At 55.1% G+C, this 22,311-nt stretch carries 24 protein-coding genes and 1 pseudogene; 7 read left to right on the top strand and 18 right to left on the bottom strand.

The genetic code is table 11. The features are described from left to right. Nucleotides 1-84: 84 nt before the first annotated feature. From BMW84_RS03110 to BMW84_RS03100, 4 genes are all read right to left on the bottom strand, one after another. Complete coding sequence (locus BMW84_RS03110; protein WP_091064366.1) at nucleotides 85-267, bottom strand: hypothetical protein; 183 nt, start codon at nucleotides 265-267, stop codon at nucleotides 85-87. A gap of 228 nt (nucleotides 268-495) precedes the next feature. Then, nucleotides 496-669, bottom strand: a complete 174-nt coding sequence (locus tag BMW84_RS24655) for a hypothetical protein (RefSeq protein WP_175498655.1) — start codon at nucleotides 667-669, stop codon at nucleotides 496-498. Nucleotides 670-768: 99 nt separating this feature from the next. Next, the gene (locus BMW84_RS03105; RefSeq protein WP_091064364.1) at nucleotides 769-1,458 is read right to left on the bottom strand and encodes an LrgB family protein; all 690 of its coding nucleotides are present in this window, start codon (nucleotides 1,456-1,458) and stop codon (nucleotides 769-771) included. Then, the gene (locus BMW84_RS03100; protein WP_091064362.1) at nucleotides 1,455-1,856 is read right to left on the bottom strand and encodes a CidA/LrgA family protein; all 402 of its coding nucleotides are present in this window, start codon (nucleotides 1,854-1,856) and stop codon (nucleotides 1,455-1,457) included. Before BMW84_RS03100 ends, BMW84_RS03105 begins: the two co-directional genes overlap by 4 nt. Nucleotides 1,857-2,028: 172 nt before the next feature. Here BMW84_RS03100 and BMW84_RS03095 point away from each other — a divergent pair, with 172 nt between their 5' ends. After that, complete coding sequence (locus BMW84_RS03095) at nucleotides 2,029-3,069, top strand: glycosyltransferase family 4 protein (protein ID WP_091064359.1); 1,041 nt, start codon at nucleotides 2,029-2,031, stop codon at nucleotides 3,067-3,069. A 51-nt stretch (nucleotides 3,070-3,120) separates the two neighbouring features. Here BMW84_RS03095 and BMW84_RS03090 read toward each other — a convergent pair whose 3' ends face one another. From BMW84_RS03090 to BMW84_RS03070, 5 genes are all read right to left on the bottom strand, one after another. Beyond that, nucleotides 3,121-4,353 carry a sialidase family protein gene (locus tag BMW84_RS03090; protein ID WP_091064358.1) on the bottom strand — a complete coding sequence of 411 codons (1,233 nt, stop codon included), beginning with the start codon at nucleotides 4,351-4,353 and terminating at the stop codon, nucleotides 3,121-3,123. A gap of 16 nt (nucleotides 4,354-4,369) precedes the next feature. Further along, nucleotides 4,370-4,741 (bottom strand): hypothetical protein, encoded by a 372-nt coding sequence (locus BMW84_RS03085; RefSeq protein WP_091064356.1) that lies wholly within the window; start codon nucleotides 4,739-4,741, stop codon nucleotides 4,370-4,372. Nucleotides 4,742-4,862: 121 nt separating this feature from the next. Then, nucleotides 4,863-5,264, bottom strand: coding sequence for a hypothetical protein (locus BMW84_RS03080; protein WP_091064354.1), 402 nt, complete (start codon nucleotides 5,262-5,264; stop codon nucleotides 4,863-4,865). Nucleotides 5,265-5,269: 5 nt separating this feature from the next. Then, complete coding sequence (locus BMW84_RS03075) at nucleotides 5,270-5,674, bottom strand: hypothetical protein (protein ID WP_091064352.1); 405 nt, start codon at nucleotides 5,672-5,674, stop codon at nucleotides 5,270-5,272. A gap of 117 nt (nucleotides 5,675-5,791) precedes the next feature. Further along, a complete protein-coding gene (locus tag BMW84_RS03070; protein ID WP_091064351.1) occupies nucleotides 5,792-6,586 on the bottom strand; it encodes an AraC family transcriptional regulator in 795 nt (264 codons plus the stop codon). Between the two features lie 143 nt (nucleotides 6,587-6,729). Here BMW84_RS03070 and BMW84_RS03065 point away from each other — a divergent pair, with 143 nt between their 5' ends. Next, nucleotides 6,730-8,076, top strand: coding sequence for a glycoside hydrolase family 30 protein (locus BMW84_RS03065; RefSeq protein WP_091064349.1), 1,347 nt, complete (start codon nucleotides 6,730-6,732; stop codon nucleotides 8,074-8,076). Between the two features lie 169 nt (nucleotides 8,077-8,245). After that, on the top strand, nucleotides 8,246-9,058 hold the full coding sequence (gene thiD, locus BMW84_RS03060; RefSeq protein WP_091064346.1) for a bifunctional hydroxymethylpyrimidine kinase/phosphomethylpyrimidine kinase: 813 nt from the start codon (nucleotides 8,246-8,248) through the stop codon (nucleotides 9,056-9,058). 257 nt (nucleotides 9,059-9,315) lie between these two features. Here the strand turns inward: thiD and BMW84_RS03055 are convergent, their stop codons facing one another. Both BMW84_RS03055 and BMW84_RS03050 read right to left on the bottom strand, forming a co-directional pair. Continuing rightward, nucleotides 9,316-10,158 (bottom strand): sugar phosphate isomerase/epimerase family protein, encoded by an 843-nt coding sequence (locus BMW84_RS03055; protein WP_254772846.1) that lies wholly within the window; start codon nucleotides 10,156-10,158, stop codon nucleotides 9,316-9,318. 24 nt (nucleotides 10,159-10,182) lie between these two features. Beyond that, nucleotides 10,183-11,082 carry a hypothetical protein gene (locus tag BMW84_RS03050; protein WP_139209581.1) on the bottom strand — a complete coding sequence of 300 codons (900 nt, stop codon included), beginning with the start codon at nucleotides 11,080-11,082 and terminating at the stop codon, nucleotides 10,183-10,185. A gap of 153 nt (nucleotides 11,083-11,235) precedes the next feature. Between BMW84_RS03050 and BMW84_RS03045 the strand changes: the two genes are divergently transcribed. Then, the gene (locus tag BMW84_RS03045) at nucleotides 11,236-11,637 is read left to right on the top strand and encodes a NusG domain II-containing protein (RefSeq protein ID WP_175498654.1); all 402 of its coding nucleotides are present in this window, start codon (nucleotides 11,236-11,238) and stop codon (nucleotides 11,635-11,637) included. A gap of 72 nt (nucleotides 11,638-11,709) precedes the next feature. Here BMW84_RS03045 and fucU read toward each other — a convergent pair whose 3' ends face one another. The 4 genes from fucU to BMW84_RS03025 are packed head-to-tail and all read right to left on the bottom strand — an operon-like array spanning nucleotide 11,710 to nucleotide 16,052. Next, nucleotides 11,710-12,135 (bottom strand): L-fucose mutarotase, encoded by a 426-nt coding sequence (gene fucU, locus BMW84_RS03040; protein WP_091064336.1) that lies wholly within the window; start codon nucleotides 12,133-12,135, stop codon nucleotides 11,710-11,712. 13 nt (nucleotides 12,136-12,148) lie between these two features. Continuing rightward, nucleotides 12,149-12,799 carry a class II aldolase/adducin family protein gene (locus BMW84_RS03035; protein ID WP_091064333.1) on the bottom strand — a complete coding sequence of 217 codons (651 nt, stop codon included), beginning with the start codon at nucleotides 12,797-12,799 and terminating at the stop codon, nucleotides 12,149-12,151. Then, nucleotides 12,792-14,258 (bottom strand): rhamnulokinase, encoded by a 1,467-nt coding sequence (locus BMW84_RS03030; protein ID WP_091064332.1) that lies wholly within the window; start codon nucleotides 14,256-14,258, stop codon nucleotides 12,792-12,794. Before BMW84_RS03030 ends, BMW84_RS03035 begins: the two co-directional genes overlap by 8 nt. Before the next feature lie 27 nt (nucleotides 14,259-14,285). Next, the gene (locus BMW84_RS03025) at nucleotides 14,286-16,052 is read right to left on the bottom strand and encodes an L-fucose isomerase (protein ID WP_091064329.1); all 1,767 of its coding nucleotides are present in this window, start codon (nucleotides 16,050-16,052) and stop codon (nucleotides 14,286-14,288) included. Nucleotides 16,053-16,264: 212 nt separating this feature from the next. On the opposite strand from BMW84_RS03025, the gene BMW84_RS03020 reads away from it, so the two are divergent. From BMW84_RS03020 to BMW84_RS03015, 3 genes and pseudogenes are all read left to right on the top strand, one after another. Beyond that, nucleotides 16,265-17,047, top strand: a complete 783-nt coding sequence (locus BMW84_RS03020; protein ID WP_091064327.1) for a DeoR/GlpR family DNA-binding transcription regulator — start codon at nucleotides 16,265-16,267, stop codon at nucleotides 17,045-17,047. 284 nt (nucleotides 17,048-17,331) lie between these two features. Next, nucleotides 17,332-17,460 (top strand): annotated as a pseudogene (locus BMW84_RS24425) (IS1595 family transposase); the annotation flags it as partial. A gap of 187 nt (nucleotides 17,461-17,647) precedes the next feature. Further along, nucleotides 17,648-18,112, top strand: coding sequence for a GNAT family N-acetyltransferase (locus tag BMW84_RS03015; RefSeq protein WP_091064325.1), 465 nt, complete (start codon nucleotides 17,648-17,650; stop codon nucleotides 18,110-18,112). Nucleotides 18,113-18,204: 92 nt separating this feature from the next. On the opposite strand, the gene BMW84_RS03010 is transcribed toward BMW84_RS03015, so the two are convergent. From BMW84_RS03010 to BMW84_RS03000, 3 genes are all read right to left on the bottom strand, one after another. Continuing rightward, on the bottom strand, nucleotides 18,205-19,104 hold the full coding sequence (locus tag BMW84_RS03010) for an ROK family protein (protein ID WP_091064322.1): 900 nt from the start codon (nucleotides 19,102-19,104) through the stop codon (nucleotides 18,205-18,207). A 29-nt stretch (nucleotides 19,105-19,133) separates the two neighbouring features. After that, nucleotides 19,134-20,594, bottom strand: a complete 1,461-nt coding sequence (locus BMW84_RS03005) for a glycoside hydrolase family 32 protein (protein WP_091064320.1) — start codon at nucleotides 20,592-20,594, stop codon at nucleotides 19,134-19,136. Nucleotides 20,595-20,667: 73 nt separating this feature from the next. Continuing rightward, nucleotides 20,668-22,281, bottom strand: a complete 1,614-nt coding sequence (locus tag BMW84_RS03000) for an ABC transporter substrate-binding protein (RefSeq protein ID WP_091064318.1) — start codon at nucleotides 22,279-22,281, stop codon at nucleotides 20,668-20,670. Nucleotides 22,282-22,311: the final 30 nt, after the last annotated feature.

The raw sequence follows: 22,311 nt of genomic DNA, 5'->3' as shown, positions 1-22,311 counted from the left end.
GATTTGGAGACGCAAAAAAGGCTGCCTGAAGCGGGTGATTCCGCCTCAGGCAGCCTAAGTAACCGCGCAAGCTGTGATACGTACTTATTCTTTCGCCTGCTGTTCTTTGGTTTTGGATAAATACTGCCCTTCGTATTGCTTACGCAGCGTATCCAGCTTGATCTCGCTGTTTACGCCGAAATCCGATCCATACCGTTTTTCCTGGCTGCCTGCCGTCTGATCACCGCGTTTATGCCGGTGCCGGCTGTTCTCTCCCCGACTGCGCATGGTCATTCCTCCCCGGAATTATCAAATAGACATGTGCGGCATTGGCAACGGTGCTGCTTGCCCTCAGTATACCGTAATCCGTCCCGCCGTCTCAAGCCGGAGATGGACAAAATATGGAAAAAACGATGCGCAGTAACGCAAAAATTCCGCTAAAACAACAAAGCTGTCCTCTCCGCCGGGAAGCGGAGAGGACAGCTTTATATTTTTCGGCGATTGCCGAATGCGGCGTCAGTTTTTAGGCAGCGGGTCCGGATGGGCTGTTTCCGCCGGTTTGGCGACCCAATCATCGGCTTCCGGCTCAATGTCTACGCCATTCTCCAGCTTTTTGCGCTCCATCAAGGAATCGCCCTCTTTGTTCTCCTGATTGCGGATAGCCGCTTCGTCCTGAATGTGATCCGACATGAGTAATTCCTCCTTTGTAAGCCATGCGAGTGTGGGATACCTAGTTATAGTTACCCGATCGACGCATTTGCAAACATGCTTCTCGGAGAATTCCCGCATTTACGGATACATGATCCAGGCGATGAGCGGAGCAATGATGGACCCGACAATTGCGCATACGGTCATGGCGACCGAGCTCATGGACACCGCTTCCTCCCCGTACTCCAGTGCCTTGGCGGTTCCTAGCGCATGGGAAGCCGTGCCGAGTCCAATGCCGATATCCGGAGCGCTATGGATGCGAAACAGCTTGATAATATAAGGTCCGCCGATCGCCCCGGTAAAACCGGCCAGCATGACGAACACCGAGGTCAAGGAGGAATCTCCTCCGAGACTGTCCGAAATCTGGATCGCTACCGCAGTAGTGATGGATTTGGGCAGAATCGAAAGCACATACAGCTTCGTGAACCCGAAGCCAGCCGCCAGCAGGATCCCGCTGAACATCCCGACAAGGAGACCGATCACCGTCCCACCCAGGATGGCCGGAAGATTCTCCCATAGCACCTGCCGCTGCTTGTACAGCGGGTAAGCCAGAGACACCACAGCCGGGCCGAGCAGGCGGTTAATCCACTCCCCGCCGATCATATACGTATCATAGGAGATATGAAACCCGAGCAGAATGACGACGACCGTCGCCGTCGCGGTCAGGGCCGGCAGCAGAAACGGGAACCGGAAGCGGCGGTATACGAGCGCCATAAACACATATATCGCGACATTCATCAGTACAATGCCTACAGCGAGCAGAATGTTCATGCTTCCTTCCCCTTCTCCCTGAAGACAGCCACTCTGGTCTTCCGCTCGGCGCGGCCGGCCAGCCAGCGGCTGGACTGGGCAGTAACGCCCATGGTCAGTACGCTGCTGACGATCAAGATGCCGATGATCAGAAGCCCCTGGCCGCTGAACATATCAAGATGGTTGACGATCCCGGACGTCGCCGGGATGAAAAACATCGGCAACCAGGCAAGAATAAAGCTTGAACCGTATTCGATCAGGCTGACGGGCACGATTTTACATAAGAGAAGGATAAACAAAAGTAAAAGGCCGACAATGCTGCCCGGCACCGGCAAATGCAGAAGCTGCTGCAAAAAATCGCCGGCCAGGTAAAACAGATACAACACGCCGATCTGGACAATGATGCGCACAATCTTCATCCTGCAGGAATCCTTTCGTTGTTAAACTACGGTCTTGAAAAACCGACCCTACTAGACTACGCCCCTTTCAGCAAATTTTCAATCGTTTTTCTTACAACATATCCATTCCTTTTCGGGTATTCCGGAATACACTGTTAGCAACATTCCATGATAAAGGGGAGAGGTCACGAAGATGAGATTTACTTTCCCGATTCTCACCTTGTCCCACGGCGGAGCACAGCGAATGCTGGCTGAACTTACCAACGGGCTGACCATCCGGGGACATCAGGTGTCTATTGTGATGCCGTCTGAAGGCGCGGTGTCCTATAATGTGAACTCAGCGATTCTTCGCTCCAGCCATACAGTGCTGCGGGAATCGGATTTTCCGCAGAGCGACGTCATCGTCTCGAATTTCTATACCACCGTGCCGGTCTCCGAGGCGGCAAGCCGCAACGGCAAAGGTCTGCATATCCGGCTATCGCTGTGCTACGAGCCGCTGTTTCTGCCGCATAACGAACTCTCTTTCCCCACCTATCATGCCACCAAAAATCTGGTTGTGCTGTCCAAGTGGCAGCAGGATATCATTAAACTGAATCACGGCATCCAGGGAACAATTGTTCCGATCGGCGTCAGTTCCGCATTCCGCAATCTGCATATCCGGCCCAAGCTGGGCGAACCGCTGAATATCACGGCGATTCTGCGCCGCGAAGAAGAAGGCTTCTCCTGGCACCGCGACCAGGATTACCTCCTTGCCCAGCTCGAGCTTGTCAAGCAGCGGCATCCGGAGGTCAACATCAATTTCATCAGTCCGCCGGAGGAATTCTACCAGTCCGAGAAGCTGCAGGCGCTTAAAGCCAGCGGACGCTTTCGTTTCTTTACGCCCAAAGATGATTATGAGCTGTGTTACCATTACAATTGCGCCGACATTTTTGTCAGCTCCAGCATTTTTGACACCGGCTCTTTGCCAGGGCTGGAAGCGATGCGCTGCGGGGCCGCGCTTGTCGCGGTGTATTCCGGCGGAAATATGGAGTATGCGAGGCATGAGGCCAATTGCCTGCTCTCATACCGCCACGAGAACCGGCTGGCCGCCGATGTGATCCGCCTGATCGAAGACCGCCCGTTCAGCATCCGGATGGCCTCGCGCGGCGAAAGCGAAACGATGAACTGGAGCTGGGATCACAGCGTGCGCAAGTTTGAACAGGCGGCCGCCCAGTTTCTGTCGTCCCCGCATTAAACGGCAAAAAGCAGCAGCCTGGTGGGGAACATACCTGGCTGCTGCTTCTTCTTAATTTCCGAAAATGACATCCTGCTTGCCGAGCCGCGCATCGTTCCAGACTGCTGCAAGCGTATCCGGAAACTGGGTTGCTGCCGTGATGTAATCTCCGATGAGATCCACCGGAGTCGGCGAATTGCCGTTCGGATTCGTCGATACCGTCGACAGCCGGCGATTGGTGAACGACAGCCCGCTGTTGCCGGACTCGGCCACAAAGACATCCAGATTAAAGCCGTCCAGCCGGTTCGTATAATAAATGACCCGCACCGTGCCGTTGGATGGAGATACCGTAATCGATGGCGAAAAATTTTGCGAGCCGGCCGGTGCCCCAGTAATCGGGATCGGCTGCGACCATAAGAGGCCGTCGGGGGATCGGGAGAAGAAAATATCGGAATACCCGAGTCGGAAATCATTCCAGACCGCATAAACATACCCACCGAACGACCCGGCGGAAATGTCTGCGCCGAGCGAGAGATTCGTCTGTACCCGGAATGCGTATCCGGGAACCGGCAGCGGGCTGGGCACGGGTACGGTGCTTGCCAGGAAAGTCGCGCCGCGCGTGACCGGCGGACTAAACGTTACGCCGCCGTCCGGCGATACGCGGATATATGCATTTTTCGGTCCGCTTCCGAGCTGAATATATCCAATATATACTTCCCCCGCAAGCCCGACAATGAGCGCAGCGCGGTCCAAATCGCCCCGCGGATCGGAAATCCGCTGCGGCGGCTCCCAGGTTAACCCCTGATCCAGCGAACGCTGAAAGAAGATTGCCGCATTGGTTGCCAGATCATAAAGCGGCGTGTAGCCAACGTAGACATGCCCCTTATATGGACTCGATGGCGAGCGGTCAACGGCCAGATACGGCTCATCGTTATGGACGTACAAGCCGTACCCTCGCTGGACGATCACCGGCGGATTAAAGGTCTGGCCGTTATCGAAGGACGTATAGGTCGCGATCGTCCCGTCCTGGAAATCGTTAAAGAAATGGACGGCGACGATAAAGGTTTGGGGAAAGGTGTAATCGATCGTCGGCGCCTCCGCGCTCGCGAATCCGGGAGCTTGCGGCAAAATCGTGGTGGACCACGTCAAGCCGCCGTCGATGGAGCGATAGTATCCGGTCAGCGTAGCGCCGGTGCTCGTATCGACCGCTACCGCGCACATGACATTCGGTTCCAGAACATTCACCGCGATGGAAGGCTCGAAATGACTGCCCGGCAGAGCGGCGGTAATGTTGACATTCACCATGTTTCCTCACCTCTTCTTATGTAGAAATTACGGAGATCCGGTCAAAATACGTCAGCTCCGGCTGGAGAATCCGGTCCAGAATATTGCCGGCGGCATCCAGCGCAAAAATATTGACGATCGTGTTCACCGCACTGTAAAAGTTGATCTGTGCTTCATAATAATCGGCCAAATTGACCGTATACGTCTGGACAATCAATTGCTGCGGATTGATCTGGAACAGCGCCTGTCCTACGGCAACCCGGCTCAGTGCGGCTCCGCGAAAATGAAAGACTTGCAGGGTAATGTTGATAGGTATCGTGATGGAATCGTTCAGACAGGCAATCTGGATCCGGTCCACGTGGTTCAAACCGCTCGCAGGGTTCAATACCGCTCCTGTCGTGTAGGGCATCGTTCACGGCTCCTTTCCGTTCAAAAAAGTAGAAAAATATACTGTACATCTGTATGCCGTTCACGAGATGTCCTATGAAACAAAAAAAGAGACGCCGGAGGCGCCTCTTGCAGTAAATCTGTTATAAAACCATGGATACCCCCGAGAATATCAAGGGTCCGACGACAACGGGGCGGTTATTCGCAGAGACGGCCCAAGCGGTTAAGCCATAAGCGTAATAAGCGGCCGGTAAATTGGAATCCATAAAAGAGAAACTCACACTATCCAGGCTGTTCGAGGTGTTTGAAGACGAACGGATGCTGAAGATTTCCACGGCATTGCGTACAAATGAAAATATTACTTCTGAAGAGGCTGCGGCGCCGTTCTGCAAACCGAAGGTCGCTTCCAGCAGAACCGAACCGCCGGCCGCGACGTTTAATCCGAATTGGCCCAGCACCGTCCCTGAGGCATTCAGAAGGGGCTGGGAGATCGACTGGCTGAAGCTGGACGGAACATTTTTGCCGAAATCAATGATTTGTCCCATGGCGCTCACCCGAGCGAAAGTCCCGACAATACGACGGGACCGATCAGATTGGCTGTGCTCGTTGTTGGCGCATTCATCAGGGACACCTGCATGCGGTAAGCGTAATATCCTGTGGCCACATTGGAATCGACATGCGAAAAACTGATGGCCGCCAGCTCATTTGTTGCCTCCAGCTGCTTCTGGATGGTAAAGATCGGCGTGGTGTCACGGAGAATCGTGAACAACAGCACGGGGGTCAGGTTCGTTGACTGCGCTCCGATCGAAGCATTCAGCAGCACATTGCCGCCCTGCATGACACTGAGCCCAAATTCCGTCAGCAGATTACTGGAGGGCGATGCAGCAACGGGCAGCGCGATCGACTGGCTGATGCTCGCCTGATAACTTTTGTTGAAATCAATCACTTGGGGCATACCAGAGCCTCCTTCTGTCAGTTTGACCTTCTGGTACACCATATGTCGATGCGCGAAAATAGATTGGACAGCGGAGGCCCTTTTCTTCCTTACCCGAACCCAAAATTTCGGCCGAACCTACGAACGTCTGCGGTATGCTCCGGGCGACACGCCATATCGCTCGCGAAACACACGGTGAAAATAGGTATAGCTACCGAACCCCGTCTCCTCCGCAATCCGCTCCAGCGTGTAGTTGCTGTTGTCCATCATCCGCAGTGCCATGGCCAGGCGGAGCTGGCCGACATACTGCAGAATGGAATAGCCGAATTGCTCTTTGAACAGATGCACGGCCCGGGTCACGCTGATTCCGGCATGACGCGCCACCTCCTCCAGCCGGACCTGTGAAGCCGCATGTTCTTCCACGTAATTTTTCATTTTAAGGGCAAGCAGCAGCGAAGCCGACGAAGTCGCCGGCGCTTCTGCGATGGCCCGGTCAAGCAGGAGGCACAGCGCTTTCAGCAGCGCCGCCACAATTTCCGGACTGCCGCCGTCCAGCCGCCTTTTCTCGAGGATCAGCTGCTGCCAGACACTGAGCAGCCGGCCGTCTTCGGCGATCCGCGTTTTTCTCGGGCGCTCCCGTTCGTTCCACCACTGATCCAGCCAGGTGCCGGTGCACATGACATAATAGTCGGCGCTGAAGCCGAGCGGGCTTTCTTTTTCCCCGACCCGCAGCTCGTACACTTCTCCCGGCGGAAACAGCAGCAGATCACCGGGCATGATCACGGTCATCCGCCCCTCGATCAACGCTTCGCATTCCCCTTCCACCTGAAGACGCAGGATATAGGTGTCCAGACCTTCGCGGAACGGCTGCAGGAACGGCTGGACATGCCGGGAGAAAGAGGTTAATTGAATATCGATCTCTTGATTATCCATTGCGAACCCTCATTTCTTGAGTGAACCATGACCAGATTGTTGATGTTCTCTACCATATTGTTTCTTCAAAGCAGCATTGAATACCTTCTATAATGAAAGGGACAATTTCCACTACTCATTTATGCAGGAGGGTATCATCGACTATGAATACTACCAAAGTGCGCGTCATTCAGACCGCCAAGGACACCGGTGACCGTTTAAGCGAACAACAGGCTCTGAGCTTCCATCCCGATTCGGATGGCCGCGAAAATGAGCTCATCAATATTTATGAAGACGTGGAATACCAGACCATCGACGGATTCGGCGGCGCACTGACCGAAGCTTCCGCGGTAACGCTGGCCAAACTCAGCCCGGAGAAGCAGCAGGAAATCATCGACGCTTATTTTCATCCGGAACATGGCATCGGCTACACGCTGTGCAGATCGCACATCCAAAGCTGCGACTTCTCGACCGGCAACTACGCCTATGTAGAAGGCGAGGATCCGGAGCTGACGACGTTCAACATCACGCGCGACCAAGAAAATCTGCTTCCGATGATTAAACGGGCGGCAAGCAGCGTGGGCGAAAGCTTCAAACTGTTCTCCTCGCCATGGAGTCCACCGGCCTTTATGAAAACGAACGGGGAAATGAACAACGGCGGCCAGCTCAAACCGGAATACCGCGAAGCCTGGGCGAACCTGTTCGTAAAATACATCCAGGCGTATGCCGCTGAAGGCATAGACATCTGGGCGGTTAGCGTGCAGAACGAAGCCAAAGCGAAGCAAATCTGGGATTCCTGCATTTACACCGCCGAAGAAGAAAAAGATTTCGTCCGCGATTACCTTGGCCCTGCGCTGGAAGCAGCCGGCTTATCCCACATCAAGATCATGGTCTGGGATCACAATAAAGAGCGCGTTTACGAACATGCTAAAGCTGCATTTGAAGATCAGGAAGCTTCGAAATACATTTGGGGCATCTGCTTCCACTGGTATTCCGGCGACCATTTCGAAGCGCTGAGCGCCGTGCATGACCGCTTCCCGGACAAAAAGCTGTTCTTCAGCGAAGGCTGCCAGGAAGGCGGCGTCCATCTCGGGTCATGGGCAACCGGCGAACGTTACGGCCACGACATTATGGGTAACCTGAACCACTGGACATCAAGCTGGACCGACTGGAATATCGTGCTGGATGAGCAAGGCGGACCGAACCATGTCGGCAATTTCTGCGACGCTCCGATTATCGGCGACACCGTCAAAGACGAAGTGATCTATGAAAGCTCGTACTATTACATCGGGCATTTCAGCAAATACATCCGTCCAGGTGCGGTGCGCATCGCCAGCTCCAAATACTCCGACAAACTGGAAACGACCGCTTTCCGCAACACCGACGGTACGTATGCCGTGGTCGTCATGAACCGCACGGATGCGGCGCTGCCATACACCCTCCGCATGCAAGGGCAACTCGCGGAAAGCGAAATTCCGGCTCATGCCATTCAGACGCTGTTGTTCGGTTAACCGCGATTAACGGATTTCTGCTGCGCTCCAAAGCGCGAGTCTCCCCTCCTGTAGCAACGATTATGACCCGTCGTTCATCCGGCAGCCTGCCGTTTGAAAGGACGGGTTTTTGTATGGCAAGTTATTTGCTATAATAAACTTCATCTTTTACATAAAGGAGACGTTTGCCTTGTCGAGAATTTACAAAACCTTAACCATCGCCGGCAGCGATTCCAGCGGCGGCGCGGGAATCCAGGCGGATTTGAAAACTTTTCAAGAATATGGAACCTACGGTTTCAGCGCGCTCACAACCATCGTAACGATGGACCCCGACAACGGCTGGCATCATGCCGTGTACCCGGTGGACGCCGCACTCGTTGCAGAGCAGCTTAAAACGGTATTTGCCGGCGGTCCGGTGGACGCCATGAAGACCGGCATGCTCGGCAGCGTCGACATCGTTCGCGTTGCGGAACAGGCCATCAAAGCCAACCTGCAGACCAATGTCGTCATCGATCCGGTTATGGTCTGCAAAGGCGAAGACGAAGTGCTGAATCCTGAGAGCGCCGAAGCGATCCGCGATCTGCTGCTTCCGCTGGCTACGGTTGCAACGCCGAATCTGTTCGAAGCCGGCGTCTTATCCGGTCTGGGCAAGCTGACTACGCTCGAAGACATGAAGGAAGCCGCGCGGCTGATCCACAAGCTCGGCACGAAAAATGTCGTCGTCAAAGGCGGCAAAGCGCTGGGCGGCGACCGTGCCATCGACGTATTCTTCGACGGCAACGACTTCACTGTGCTGGAAACCGCGAAAATCGAGCCGGCCCATAACCACGGCGCAGGCTGCACCTTCGCAGCCGCCATTACCGGCGGTCTGGCAACCGGCCTGACCGTGCATGAAGCGGTAGCGAAGGCGAAGGACTTCGTGTCCGCGGCGATCCGGAACGGATTTGAGTTCAACCAATACGTCGGACCGGTCTTCCACGGCGGGTATCGGCTGGAGAAATAAGCTTGGAGTCGTTTTGGTGAATGAAGGCCGATCACGGGGTTGGAGCAGCCCTTTCCAGGGCATGACACCAGGTCTCTTCTCCAGCGTCCGTTTATTCGTGACTTGCGATTCGGTCTCCGGCTATTCATCATCCCTCACAACAAATAAGTCGCCATACTCGGTTATTCGAGAATGGCGGCTTGTTTCGTGAAGAGAGTGATGGATGGTTGCTGTAGGATGGCACCACAGAAATCTGAATAGGGAATCCGGCGAGCGCACTATACCCGGCTTCTCGCCGCTATCCGGCCGGCGCGGATGAACCGCGCGGCTTCCGCCATCTGCGGTTCGGTGACAGCCTCCAGCGTCACGAAGCCATACGGCTTATGCTGCTCCAGCAGCTCGAAGAACAATGGATAATTCAGCTCGCCGAGGCCGGCGGCAGTCTCCAGCAGCCTGCCGTCCGGACCGCGCCGCAAATCCTTCGCATGCGCGCTGACAATCCGCGGACCCAGCAGGCGAAACGCTTCGCGGATCGAGTGCTCCTGATTCTCGAACCGTAAGCCGTTCATCATATTGCACGGGTCCATCACGACGCCGGTGCAGGAGGACGGGAAACGCTCGACCGTCTCGGCGAGCGACTCCGCCGAATCGATCATGTGCCCCTGCGCCGCTTCCAAACCAAGCGTAACGCCCCAGCGTTCCGCTTCTTCGACCAATTCTTCCAGCGCCCGCTTCAGACGTTCCTCATGTCTGCCGCGGTATTCCGCGCCCAGCATCCCGCCGACCTCCGTCGCAACCGTCGGTGCGCCGAAATGGCGGGCATGCCGGATATGCTCCTTAAAGCGCTCGACATTGTAACGGTACACTTCATCGTCCAGATCGATCAGGCTGGCGTAACAACCCAGCACCGCAATCCGTACCCCTTGATCCGCGAACGCGCCGCCGATCTCCTGCGCGAGTCCGGGACTTAATTTGCCGAGGCTAAAATCAATGCCGCTTATCGCTTTGGACAAGGCCAATTGAACATAATCAAACCCGTTCGCCGCGACTTTCGCCGCCAGCTCCTTCTGCGGCAAGTGTCCCAACAGATGCGCCAATATGCCTGCCGACAACCCACTCATCCTCTCCGGAACGCGATTATTTCATTATTTCAAATCTGCCAAATGTTTGACAAAGTCCAGCATTTTCGCTTCGCCATCCCCGCCGCTCAGCACGCCGATCATGACCGGCTCGGTTGCCGATTTCAAAGGCAATGCCTGGTATACCGCGGAATCATTAATCTCGATGGCGTTGATTTCTTCCTTGCCGGTTTCTTCATTGGTGATCTTCCGCAGCCGCGGATCGTCTTTCGTAATCGCCCCTTCCGCCACAAGCGGCTCAAGACTGTCAAAGCCAGGCTGGCTGCCGATCCACTGATACGTCGCTTCGTCGAGAATCAGCATGTCCGGGTGGTTCGCGGCAATTTCAACCATCGCTTTTTGCATAAAATTCGGGTCCAGCGTATCTCTGGTTCCGTCGGTGCTTGGGAGGTAAGACAGGAGGATGTCGATCCGCTTCCACTGCGGATACTGGTCGATCATTGCCTGCGCCAGGTCCTTGGTCTCCCCGTCCTTATCCTCCACGCCGAAGTTGCCTACGATCATAATTTTCGCGTCCCGCGGAGGCAGGCTGGCAAGATATTTGCGGTGCTGCCAGTTGTTGTACAGCAGATTGCCGGCAACGATGAGCACAATTAGCACAATGACGGATATAAGAACATGGGTTTTGTGCAGCCGCATAAACTTTTCCCATTTACCTGCAGTACCCGCGAAACTGCCGTATTTCGCCAACCTCTCCTGCTCGGCGGCTTCGACCTCACGTTTGTCCCGCGTATCCAGGATCAACTTGATCGCCTGAAACTCGCTTTCGTAGGCGGCAATCTCCTGCTCGCCCGTCAAGGAACGGCGCCGCTTCAGCACGCGGTCCAGTCTGGCGTTTAATTCTTCATTGGTGACGGTTTCATCGACCCCCAAACGTTCATACGATTCTTTCAGCTTCTCGTCCACAATCATTTCTCCTTATGTTTCACATTGCTTCTATTTTACCAGAATTCGCCCATGAATCTCCACTTTCGCTCTCCACCGATGCCGTCTACACACTTTATCCATACTTTTGCGCTATGCTGGCGGGAAGACCTATATCCGGAGATGAACCTCAGCATGAAATTCCTGAGACTAAAAAAAGGGGACGCCATCCTGATCCTCTGCGTCCTTCTGCTATTTGCCGCCTTCACCGGCTTTGAAAAAATCCGCGGGAGCAAGGACAGCGGCGACAATATCGCCGTCATTCAAGTGGATGGCAAACCGTATCAGAGGGTGGACCTCGGCGGCAATCCGCGTACCCTCAAAATCCAGACCGAACGCGGCTACGACATTCTTAGCATCCACGACAACGGCATTGAAGTCATCGAATCCGACTGCCCGCAAAAAATCTGCTTCACCTTCGGTCTGATCAAAAGGCCGAGACAATCGATCATCTGCCTGCCGCTGCGCATGGTGATCGAGGTGCAGGCAAAGGCAGGGAATCCGGGCGGCGACGAGGAGATCGACGGCGTGATTTAGTATAGGCTACCCGTAAAAAAGAAGCTTTCCCGATGGCGCGAGCCGTTCGGGAAAGCTTTTTGATTTGCCTTTTTATTTGATTACGCCCTTCTTCAAAATCACATTGCCGTACAGCGCCTCTTCGCCGGTCACGACAACGGCATAAGCGCGTTTAGCCCGTTCATAGAACGCAAAACGCTCCTCTTCCGCGATCACGGCCCGCGGCTCGGCGTCCGCAATCAGCGTACGGTAGGTATCCCAGATGACCGGCACCACCGGATCACCGGGTACGACCGCCATCAGCGCGGCCTGATGCTCCGCATAGGAATCGAGCGGCATCAGCTCCAAAATCGCGGCAAGCAAATCGGGAATGCCGATCCCGTCATAGCGGATCACGCGGGAGTGCAGGGCATGGCCGGGAAAATTGGCGTCGGCCAGCACGATTTCATCGCCGTGGCCCATCTCCATCATCGTCCGCACGAGTTCGGGCGAGAGCAGCTTGGGAATCTTTTTCAGCATCGGCTCCGGCCCCCTACATTCCGTAGAAGGAGCGCAGGGCAACCAGCTCTTCGATCCGGTCCGCCGGCAGCTCACGTTCGCCTTGCAGCATGCGGGTCAGGAAGGTCAGCTTGGCCGTGTATTCCAGCCGCTCCATGTTCATATAGGCGGCCATGACATCTTTCCCCCAGGACAGGGCGCCATGGCTTTCCAGCAGGACGGCCGTCTTCTTGCCGAGGAACGGCATAATCGAATCGGGCACCTCCTCCGTCGACGGCGTACCGTAGACGGCCAACGGAATGTCGCCCATCGCGATGACCGATTCCGGCATCATCATTTTATCGAGCGTCTCCCCTTTGATTGCAAATGCGGTCGCATAAGGCGGATGGGCATGCACGACGCCGCCCATATGCGGCAGCTCGCGGTAGATGCGCAGATGCATCTTCACTTCGGTCGAAGGCCGGTAGTCTCCATGGGCCTCGATGATTTCGCCCTGAAGATTCACTTTTACGAGAATCTCAGGCTCCAGGTAACCTTTGCTGACGCCGGTCGGCGTCGTAATAATCTCGTTGTCGTTCAGTCTGGCGGAAATGTTGCCGTCATTCGCGGCAATGAAATCTTTATTGAACAAATTGCGGCCGATATCGCAAATTTGCAGCCGCAGCTTGCGCTCCTTGTCATCCATGGTTTCTCTCTCCTTTATTGAGTGAAGATTCGCTGCCGGCGGGCCGGTACACCTCCAGGCGTTCCGACGCCCGGATAATCTCCCGCGCCCCGGCGGCGGACAGCTTGCCGAGCGCGGTTAACTGCACGAGCGCATTGCCGAGCGCGCTCGCTTCCACCGGACCGGCAATGATCGTTTTGCCGGTGGCATCCGCCGTCAGTTGGCACAGCAGCCGGTTCTGGATGCCGCCGCCGACCATATGGATGCGGCGGATCTCCCGGCCCGTGACGGCTTCGAGCTCCTGGACCGCCCGCCGGTAAGCGTCGGCGAGGCTGTCCAGGATGATGCGGACGACGGCGCCCTTGCGCTCCGGCGGACGCTGCCCGGCGGCGCGGTAGCGCTCCGCGATCCGCGCCGGCATGTCGCCCGGCACGACGAACGCCGGGTCGTCCGGGTCGATCAGGAGCGGCGCCGGGCCTTCCCGCCCGGCGAGCTCGGTCATTTCGGCGAAGCTGAGCGCGTCACCGGCCTCGGTCCATACCCGCTGCGTCTCCTGCAGCAGCCAGAGGCCGGTGATGTTCTTCAGCAGCCGGTTGCCCCCGCCGCAGCAGCCTTCGTTGGTGAAGCCGCAAGCATAGGCTTCATCCGACAACACCGGCTGCGGCGTCTCTACGCCTACGAGCGACCAGGTCCCGCAGCTGATGAACGCTGCGGGCTCCCCGTCCTCGTAGGGAACCGCCGCCACCGCGGCGGCGGTGTCATGCGAGGCGCCGGCGATGACCCGCAGGGCTGCGGCGCCGAGCGCCTGCCCCAGCTCGGGACGCAGGCGCCCGAGCACGGTCCCGGCGGCGACGCGCGGCGCGAACAGCCGCCGGGGGATGCCGAGCCGGCCGAGAATGGCCGGCGAGAGATCGCCCGTACCGGCGTCCATCAGGCCGCCGGTACTTAATATCGTGCGCTCCGCGGCGGCCTCGCCGGACAATAAATAATGAAACAAGTCCGGCATCAGGAGGATGCGCTCCGCCTGTTCAAACCGCTCCGGGTATGCCCGGAGATCGGCGAACAGCTGGTACACCGTATTGATCAGGCTCGGCTGGTTCCCGCTGAGCCGGAATTGCTCCTCCGGCGGCAGCAGGTCTTCCAGCTCCGCTTGATAGTCAAGCATCCGCTGGTCCCGGTAATGATGCGGCGGGTACATCAGCAGCCCGTATTTGTCGATGACGCCGTAATCGACACCCCAAGTGTCGACGCTGAGACTGGCGATATCGGGATGTTGGTCCAGCCCCTTGCGAATGCCGGCCTTAATCTCTTCCAGCAGCGCCTCGGCATTCCAGTGAAGCCCTTCGCCGATCGCAAGCGGCTTATTGGCAAACCGGTGCAGTTCCTCCAGCCGGATCGCAGCGCCGTCATAGCTTGCCAGCATCACCCGGCCCGACGAGGCGCCCAGGTCGACGGCAAGCACTTTTGTACATGTATCCATTCACGCCACCTGCCTGCGTCAGTGATATTAATAAAGCGGGCCGAAATTGCGGCAAGCACGGTAATCGGCGGACTCCAGGTTCTCCGTGCCGAACAGCGACCAGGCGCGCGGCCGGAAAATTTCGCTTTCCTCCACATTGTGCATGCTTACCGGAATCCGCAGCATCGACGCCAGCGTCAGCAGATCGGCCCCGATGTGGCCGTAGCTGATCGCCCCGTGGTTGGCTCCCCAATTATCCATTACTTCATAAACGGAATGGAAGGCGCCGCTGCCGCTCAGACGCGGTGCGAACCAGGTCGTCGGCCAAGTCGGGTCGGTGCGTTCATCCAAGGTACGATGCACTTCTTCCGGAAGCTCCACCGTGTACCCTTCGACGAGCTGCAGCACCGGCCCGAGGCCCTTGACCATATTGAGGCGGGCCATCGTCACCGGCATGCCGCCTTTGGTCAGGTAGTCGGTGGAGAAGCCGCCCCCGCGGAAATACTCCTGCGACGCCGGGCGGAACAACGTCGACTCCAGCGTCTCCTGAACCTCCTGCTCCGTAATCTCCCAGAATGGCTTCAAGACTGGCTTGCCGTCACGGGTTTGCGTGCCGGTGCCGTCCAGCGCAGCCGATCCGGAGTTGATCAGATGCAGAAGACCGTGCTGCGCTTCGCCCTGCAGCTCGTACCCCGTCACTCTTTTCACCGCGGAAGGACTCCAGTAGGTGCGCACATCGGCAAAGATTTGCGCCGTGTTCGTCAGCAGATAATTAAACAGCATCGTTACGCCGTTCAGCGCGTCGTTCTCTGTTGCGAGAAGATAAGGTGCGCGGATACCGTTCCAATCGAAGGAGGAGTTCAGCAACGTCTCCATAAAGTCGCCGTTCGGGAAATGGTCCGTCCACTGGCGTTGTCCCTGGAAGCCGGCCAGGATCGCATTGTGGCCCTGTGCTTCCTCTTCAAAACCAAGCTCCGCCAGCACCGGATTGCCGACCATCAGGTCGCGGCCGATCAATGCCATTTTTACGACGGTCTCCCATTGCTTGGCTTTGTCTTCGTCACTCACCTGTAAATGCGGCGGGTTATTATCCGCGCCGACCCGGCAGTTCGCATGGGTCCACTCCAGCGCCCGGGCAAATTCCTCTTTATCGTAAATCTCCTCTTCCATCCGGCGCACGAACTCGGACATGTCGATGTATTCGTTGCGCATGCCGAGATAATCCTGGAAGAATTGATCGTTCACGATCGAGCCCGCGATTCCCATCGATACCGAGCCCATCGACAGGTACGAGCGGCCTTTCATCAAAGCGACCGCCAGTGCGGACTTGGCGAAGCGCAGCAGCTTCTTCTGCACGTCGGCCGGAATCTCCTCGTTTCCTGCATCCTGTACGTCTTCGCCGTAGATGCCGAAAGCCGGAATGCCCTTTTGCGCGTACGCCGACAGCACGGCTGCCAAATATACCGCACCCGGCCGTTCCGTCCCGTTAAAGCCCCACACCGCATGCGGGATCGACGCATCCATGTCCATCGTTTCCGAACCGTAACACCAGCAAGGCGTTACCGTCAGGGAGACGCCGACATTCGCCGCCGCGAATTTGTCGCGGGCCGCCGCCGCTTCTTTTACGCCGCCGATGGTCGTATCGGCAATGACGCATTCCACCGGACTGCCGTCCGGATACCGCAGATTTCCTTGCAGGAATGCCGCCACCCGCTGCGCCATCCCCATCGTTTGCGCTTCCAGCGATTCGCGTACCCCCCGTCTTCTGCCGTCAATGGTAGGACGAATGCCGATTTTGGGAAAACCCGTTGCCATGCAGCTAACCTCCTCGAAATTAGGTATAAATAAAAACGCTTCCATCTCTTTCATCATAAAAGCGTAGTTTGCATCTGTCAACAACAAACCACATTTATTTGTGTGTTATTGTGGTTTTATTAAATTATATCCACACCATTGTGTGGTTTTTCTTTATTTTTAACAAATCCGCGGTATAATGGAGGAAGATAACCGTTTTCAGGAGGCAAGTCATGAAAGCATTTGAACGGCGTGAACAGATTATCCAAAGGCTGCACCGTTACAAGAAGGTTCATGTCGCCGATTTGGCGCTGGAATTCGAAGTATCGGAAGAGACGATCCGGCGGGATCTGGAGAAGCTCGATAAGGAAGGCATCGCCAAAAAAAGCTACGGGGGCGCGATTCTCAATCTCCATACCAACGAAGATCCATCCTACTCCCTGCGCCATTCGCTCCACCTGGAGGAGAAGCAGCGGATTGCAGAACATGCGCTGGAGGTGATCAACGACGGCGACAGCATCATGACCGACACGAGTTCCACCGCATTCGAAGCACTTAAGCGCATAACCGAAGTGAAAAAGAATCTGACCATCATCACGAACTCGCTTGTCGTTCTGTCGGAATTCCAGCATTCCGGGCATACGCTCATCTCGACCGGCGGCGTGCTCGGAGCGCAGACGAACTCTTTTGTCGGTCCAAACGCGTCCTACACCATCCAGAAGTACAATGTGGACGTCGCTCTGTTTAGCTGCAAGGCGCTCTCCATGACCGGCGGTCTGAGCGATTCCAACGAGGCAGAAAGCGAACTGAAGATTCTGATGCAGCAGCAGGCCAGCAAAGTCCTTCTGCTCGCCGACCATTCGAAGTTCGACCGCATCGCATTCATCAAGCTTTTACCGTTCGACAAGGTGGACTACGTCATTACCGACCGTAAGCCTTCCGCGGAATGGATGGAATTTCTGAACCAGCATCAGGTATCCGTAATTCATGAACCCGCAAATGGACATGTAAGCTGACGGGCAAACCAAGGGAGAGGAGGTGAACGGTCCGATGGGAACGCTTTTTCCAAACGAATACTCCGCTCCCTTCTGGTTTCCGTTTCTGCTGGCGGCTCTGGGCGTAATTATGATAGCGCTTTTATGTTTGGTGTTCAAAAAATCGCGTTAACGACCGAAAACTTGAATGCGCTTACTTATATAAAGGCTATTGTTAAACCGTGTTATTGATATTTGATAATTACGAACGTTCGTTCTATAATTAGGGTACGATGCACGACCTTCCCTTCGTAAGTGTACTGAAATACCGTTTCCAGTCCGACGGAAATCAGCGTGTGAAAGGCGTGTACCACATCCAAAACGTAAACAGCTACCATAGCCGCTTGAATAAATGGATGGATCGCTTCAGTGGTGTTACAACGATAGCAATGAATATGTGAATACAGCGTCGAATAAGAAAAATATGTTGGTCAATTCTTGCCTGTTTACTGTGACGGACACAAACACTAAACTTGAAATTACTGCTTTTTCAGGCTGAACGGGCAGGTTAGCTCAATAATTGGATGCCCCTCACTGAACGTCATAAGATGCAGGTCAAGAAAAAGGAGTTGTGATATTTAGATGGAACAGATTACTCTTCACCAATCTCAAAATTCCGATGTTGAGATAATTGCTAATTTACGGGCAATTGTACTACATGATGATTTAACTAGATTAGGAAGATTTAATGAAGAGAAGGTTCGCCAACGCTTTCGTGACGCATTTGACCCAGTTCATACATGGATCATTAAAGAGGATTCTTCCTTTATTGGTTGCATAGCTTTTAAACCGATATTAGATGGGTATCTGTTGGAACATTTTTACATTCATCCCGATCACCAAGGTAAAGGCATTGGTAGTCAGGTATTAGAAAATCTCCTTAAACAAGATTATGTAATAGGAAAACGGGTGACATTAAATGTTCTGCAAGGAAGTCAGGCTCAACGTCTATATGAACGGTTTGGTTTTAAAGTGGATAGTGAGGATCTTATAGACATTTACATGTCTATGGTAGTTGAGTTAAATACCAATAATGAAATTGAGTAGCATTTCGCTTTTTACGAGACTTCTCAAAACAAATAAAAAACGGCGCCTCCCGCTGCCTGCGGAAACGCCGTTTTTTTATGGGCCGCCCCGGCCTAGCTGGCCGCAGTCTCCTCGTTTTGCTTTTGCCTTGCCGCTATGCCCAGTGCCAACGCCCCGCATAATCCCGCATGGATCCCCAGACCAGGCGGAACGATGTATTCATCAATCCCCTCAACGATGGAGTCCGAGCCGACATAACCGTTCAGATTCTCCAGCACGGCTGAACGGATCAGCGGAAACAGCTGCGGCTGCTGCATCACGCCGCCGCCGAGAATGACCTTGTGCGGCGAAAGCAATAGGATCACCGCGGCGATGGATTGAGCAATATAATACGCTTCGATAGCCCAAGCTTCATGATCCGACTTCAGCTTATGGCCCTTCACGCCCCATCTCGCCTCAATCGCCGGTCCCGCGGCCAGCCCCTCCAGGCAGTCCCCGTGATACGGGCAGATACCGGCAAAAGCATCCTGAGGATGGCGTCTCGGCAGCAGATGCCCTCCTTCCGGATGTACCAATCCATGAACCATCCGCCCTTCGGCATATACGCCGATGCCGATTCCAGTGCCAATCGTATAATACACGCAGCTGGACAAGCCTTGCGCCGCCCCCCACAACGCCTCGCCATATGCGGCAGCGTTCACGTCGGTATCAAAGCCTAAGGGCAGATCCAAATGCTGACGCAAAGCTCCGAGCAGATTGAAATTGTTCCACCCGGGTTTGGGCGTTGTTGTGATATAGCCGTACGTCGGACTCTCCAGATGGACGTCGATCGGACCAAACGATCCGACGCCGATTGCCTCCACTTGTTGATCCCGGAAGTAACGCAGCACCTTGGGCAGCGTCTCTTCGGGATGCGCCGTCGGAAAGCTGATACGGTCGCTGATCCTGCCGTGTTCATCGCCGATGCCGCATACGAATTTCGTTCCGCCGGCTTCAATTGCACCAATTTTCATGCCTGACCTTCCCTCCGATTCGCTCTCTCTTATTCATGAAGCCGGTAAATGTCCAAGGACAGGAATACTGCATCTTCGTTGTCTGCACAAGCGGACAGCCCGCCAGAATCATGCCCAGGAAAGATCAGATCCGTTATGACCGCCTGGCCGCCGTTGCCGAACAGTTCGACCGAATTGCGGTCCACCAGCAGTTGGAGATCCAGCGCTTTCGCCGGGACGCCCTTCAATTTGACCGCATGACGGCCGGAAAACCGGGCATGAAAGCTAGTATCGCCTGAGGAACAGCGATCCACATAAAGCTCATCCGCCGCGGCATCCACTCCGGCTTCCGTCCAGCATTCTGCGCCTGAGCGCAGGAGGAATCCCGCTGAGACGCCTAGAACGATTGTCGCGTTTATTTCATACGCTTCAAGCCACAGCGAAGCAAGCGCCGCATTGATCTCACGAACCGCTGCGTTCCGCAGCGACAGCACAGGAACGCGCAGCGCTTGCAGCTCCCGGACCGGCTGCTGAATCAGCAGCGTCTCCTCTCCCCTTGTCTCGAGGCTCAATTCACGCGGAACGGTCATCGCTCCTCGGAAGCCTTCAGACGGAGTACATTGGGCATACATCCAATTGCTCATCCAGCCGATAAAGAGGCGCCTTCCGTCGGCTTCGGGGATATTCGCCCAGCTTACACCCGCATAGTTGTCCCTGCCGTAATCGATCCAGCGGACGGTACGGGAAGCTTCGTCGGGCGTAAATGCGACGCCGTCGAACCCGCCCGTGAAATATTGCGTCCGCGAGCCCTCCGCATGCAGCGGATCGGCACCGATGCTGACCAGCATCACCCATTTCTTCGCTTCCGTGCTGCCGTCGATGGCAAGCGGAAACAGATCCGGACATTCCCACACGCCGTCATGGGAACCGATGCCCGCACCGAAAGTGCTGGCAAAACTCCAGTGGATCAGATCCAGGGAACGGTATAAGTTCACGGTCTGACCGCATGCGACGATCATTACCCACTGCGCTGTGTCCTTGTGCCAAAACACTTTCGGATCACGGAAATCGATGGCCGCCTCATTCTCCAGAACCGGATTACCCGCATATTTGATCCACGTTCTGCCGTTGTCGCGGCTGTACGCCAGGCTCTGCCGCTCCAGCGCCGGCTGTCCCGGCCGGTCCAGATGATGGGTGAAGATCGCGACCAGTCCCGGTTTATCTTCAAAGAATCCCGTCGTGTTGTGCAGATCGACCACAGCACTTCCCGAGAAGATCATCCCCAACTCATCCGGCGCAAGGGCAACCGGCAGCTCTTCCCAGGCGATCAGATCCTTGCTGACGGCATGCCCCCAGTGCATTTGCCCCATTGTCATTCCACCCGGATGATGTTGAAAAAACAAATGATATTCCCCTTCAAAATAAACAAGCCCGTTCGGATCATTCATCCAGTTGCCTTGCGGCGAAAAATGATAAGCTCCCCGGTAATTCGGTTTTATGATTGCAGACATAATTTTCTCTCCTTTGCTCCCAAGAAAGCAGGGCCGCAAGACGCGAATTCCGCCTGCGGCGGCCCTCTCCGCTTTATTTATTTTGCGTAGCCCGGTCGTAGCCATCCTGCTTGATCTTCATCCAATCCTGTAAGCCGAGACGGTTCAGCTCTTTGAGGTAAGCGTCCCATTCTTTATCTATTTTGCCGTTCTGATACCATTCCGTGCGCATTCTGAGCACATAGGCAAACAAATCCGTTTCAATCGTCGTCAGGCGGTCCAGTTCATCGATGGAATTAAAGACGCTTGGCATAACATTCTCCGCTTTCATATGCGGCGCCATAATATTCTTGATAATATCCATCCGTTCCTTGGCGTCGTCCGGCAGCGTAGTATATTTTCCGTAATAGGAATCGAGTACCGCCAGCGGGCCACCGATACTGGTTTTCTCGCGCAGTTCCACCGGAGCCGCGCCGTCAAGCGGCAGATGCTTCAGCATACCTTTGGCTTCGTCATATTCAAAAATATTTTGCTGGGTATCATCGCCGTATGTGCCCCAGTTGTCCTGTACGGATTGCACCGGATCATACAGTTGATCCACCCATTTCGCCGTGGCCTCCAGATGTTTGTTCGAACTGGTCACGACCATTTTACCGCGGGCCAGACCAAGTCCGTTCGTCCGCGTGACATTGATTTCACCGTCCGGTCCGGCAAGCGGAGGCATGACTTCGTAACTGTCGTTTGCGCCGGAAATATTTGCTTTATCCCAGGAGAAATAGAGCCCGTATTTCTGATCCTTGCCTTTGGCGAGATAGGTGCTCCAATCCTGCGTATACGCTTCGATATCGATAAGTCCTTCCTGGTTCAACTCGTGGATAAAAGAGACTGCGTTTTTGTAGCCTTCTTCCGCTGCGGTGAAGATGACTTTGCCGTCGTCGCTGACCACTGCGTGGTCCGGATTTTCACCTAATCCGAAGGAAGCAAAGAGGAAAGCCAAATCTTCCGCTCCCGGTTTATTGATGAAGGACAGCGGGATTTCGTCTGCTTGGCCGTTGCCGTTCGGGTCCTGGGTTTTGAAGGCGATCAGTACCTTTTTCAGCTCGTCCGTCGTTTTCGGCATTTCCAGCCCCAGCTTCTTTAGCCATTCGACATTGATCCATGGCATGCTATCCACGGCCTGAATTCTTTCCTTGCCCTGGCCCAGCTCTTCAATCCAAGGGAAAGCGTAAATGTTGCCGTCCGGTGCGGTAATCATGCTTTTGTACTGCGGAGCCTCTTCCAGCACTTTTTTGAAGTTGGGCATGTCCTTTTCGATCAGATCGTTCAGTGGGATGATCACGCCATCTTTGGCGAGCTTGAGCAGTTCATAGTCGCTGTAATCCGCGTTAAAGATACCGTCAGGAAGATCCCCGCTGGCTACGGCAAGATTGCGTTTCTCCACGAACACGTCCCTGGTGAAGTTTTTCCAGTTGATATGGACATTCGTTTTTTCTTCCAGCCGTTTGTTGATCAGTTTGTCGTTCGGGTCGGCCGGCGCAAGCGGAGAGCTTTGGGTAATCAGATTCAACGTCACTTTGCCGTCCGCATTTTGCTGCGCATTCTCTGCTTTTTCCTTACCCCCTCCGCAGGCTGACAGGAACATCAGGGATGCGAGGACCGAAGCAGATGCTACTTTGGCGGAAATCTTAAAGCTTTTGTTTGTGGACATGGATATGACCTCCAATGTACGAATAATGAA

It is taken from the genome of Paenibacillus sp. NFR01 (genome assembly GCF_900111565.1).
GTDB lineage: Bacteria > Bacillota > Bacilli > Paenibacillales > Paenibacillaceae > Paenibacillus_AQ.
This window is presented reverse-complemented; position numbering and strand designations above follow the sequence as displayed.

Excerpts from the sequence above, each read along its gene's own strand:
- BMW84_RS03065 (WP_091064349.1), top strand. The coding sequence starts at position 6,730 with ATGAATACTACCAAAGTGCGCGTCATTCAGACCGCCAAGGACACCGGT.
- BMW84_RS03080 (WP_091064354.1), bottom strand. The coding sequence starts at position 5,264 with ATGGGACAAATCATTGATTTCGGCAAAAATGTTCCGTCCAGCTTCAGC.
- BMW84_RS03070 (WP_091064351.1), bottom strand. The coding sequence starts at position 6,586 with ATGGATAATCAAGAGATCGATATTCAATTAACCTCTTTCTCCCGGCAT.
- BMW84_RS03010 (WP_091064322.1), bottom strand. The coding sequence starts at position 19,104 with ATGAAAATTGGTGCAATTGAAGCCGGCGGAACGAAATTCGTATGCGGC.
- BMW84_RS03030 (WP_091064332.1), bottom strand. The coding sequence starts at position 14,258 with ATGGATACATGTACAAAAGTGCTTGCCGTCGACCTGGGCGCCTCGTCG.
- BMW84_RS03110 (WP_091064366.1), bottom strand. The coding sequence starts at position 267 with ATGCGCAGTCGGGGAGAGAACAGCCGGCACCGGCATAAACGCGGTGAT.
- fucU (WP_091064336.1), bottom strand. The coding sequence starts at position 12,135 with ATGCTGAAAAAGATTCCCAAGCTGCTCTCGCCCGAACTCGTGCGGACG.
- BMW84_RS03100 (WP_091064362.1), bottom strand. The coding sequence starts at position 1,856 with ATGAAGATTGTGCGCATCATTGTCCAGATCGGCGTGTTGTATCTGTTT.
- BMW84_RS03035 (WP_091064333.1), bottom strand. The coding sequence starts at position 12,799 with ATGGATGACAAGGAGCGCAAGCTGCGGCTGCAAATTTGCGATATCGGC.
- BMW84_RS03020 (WP_091064327.1), top strand. The coding sequence starts at position 16,265 with ATGAAAGCATTTGAACGGCGTGAACAGATTATCCAAAGGCTGCACCGT.
- BMW84_RS03025 (WP_091064329.1), bottom strand. The coding sequence starts at position 16,052 with ATGGCAACGGGTTTTCCCAAAATCGGCATTCGTCCTACCATTGACGGC.
- BMW84_RS24655 (WP_175498655.1), bottom strand. The coding sequence starts at position 669 with ATGTCGGATCACATTCAGGACGAAGCGGCTATCCGCAATCAGGAGAAC.
- BMW84_RS03000 (WP_091064318.1), bottom strand. The coding sequence starts at position 22,281 with ATGTCCACAAACAAAAGCTTTAAGATTTCCGCCAAAGTAGCATCTGCT.
- BMW84_RS03085 (WP_091064356.1), bottom strand. The coding sequence starts at position 4,741 with ATGCCCTACACGACAGGAGCGGTATTGAACCCTGCGAGCGGTTTGAAC.
- BMW84_RS03055 (WP_254772846.1), bottom strand. The coding sequence starts at position 10,158 with ATGAGTGGGTTGTCGGCAGGCATATTGGCGCATCTGTTGGGACACTTG.
- BMW84_RS03005 (WP_091064320.1), bottom strand. The coding sequence starts at position 20,594 with ATGTCTGCAATCATAAAACCGAATTACCGGGGAGCTTATCATTTTTCG.
- BMW84_RS03045 (WP_175498654.1), top strand. The coding sequence starts at position 11,236 with ATGAAATTCCTGAGACTAAAAAAAGGGGACGCCATCCTGATCCTCTGC.
- BMW84_RS03015 (WP_091064325.1), top strand. The coding sequence starts at position 17,648 with ATGGAACAGATTACTCTTCACCAATCTCAAAATTCCGATGTTGAGATA.
- BMW84_RS03105 (WP_091064364.1), bottom strand. The coding sequence starts at position 1,458 with ATGAACATTCTGCTCGCTGTAGGCATTGTACTGATGAATGTCGCGATA.
- BMW84_RS03075 (WP_091064352.1), bottom strand. The coding sequence starts at position 5,674 with ATGCCCCAAGTGATTGATTTCAACAAAAGTTATCAGGCGAGCATCAGC.
- BMW84_RS03090 (WP_091064358.1), bottom strand. The coding sequence starts at position 4,353 with ATGGTGAATGTCAACATTACCGCCGCTCTGCCGGGCAGTCATTTCGAG.
- BMW84_RS03095 (WP_091064359.1), top strand. The coding sequence starts at position 2,029 with ATGAGATTTACTTTCCCGATTCTCACCTTGTCCCACGGCGGAGCACAG.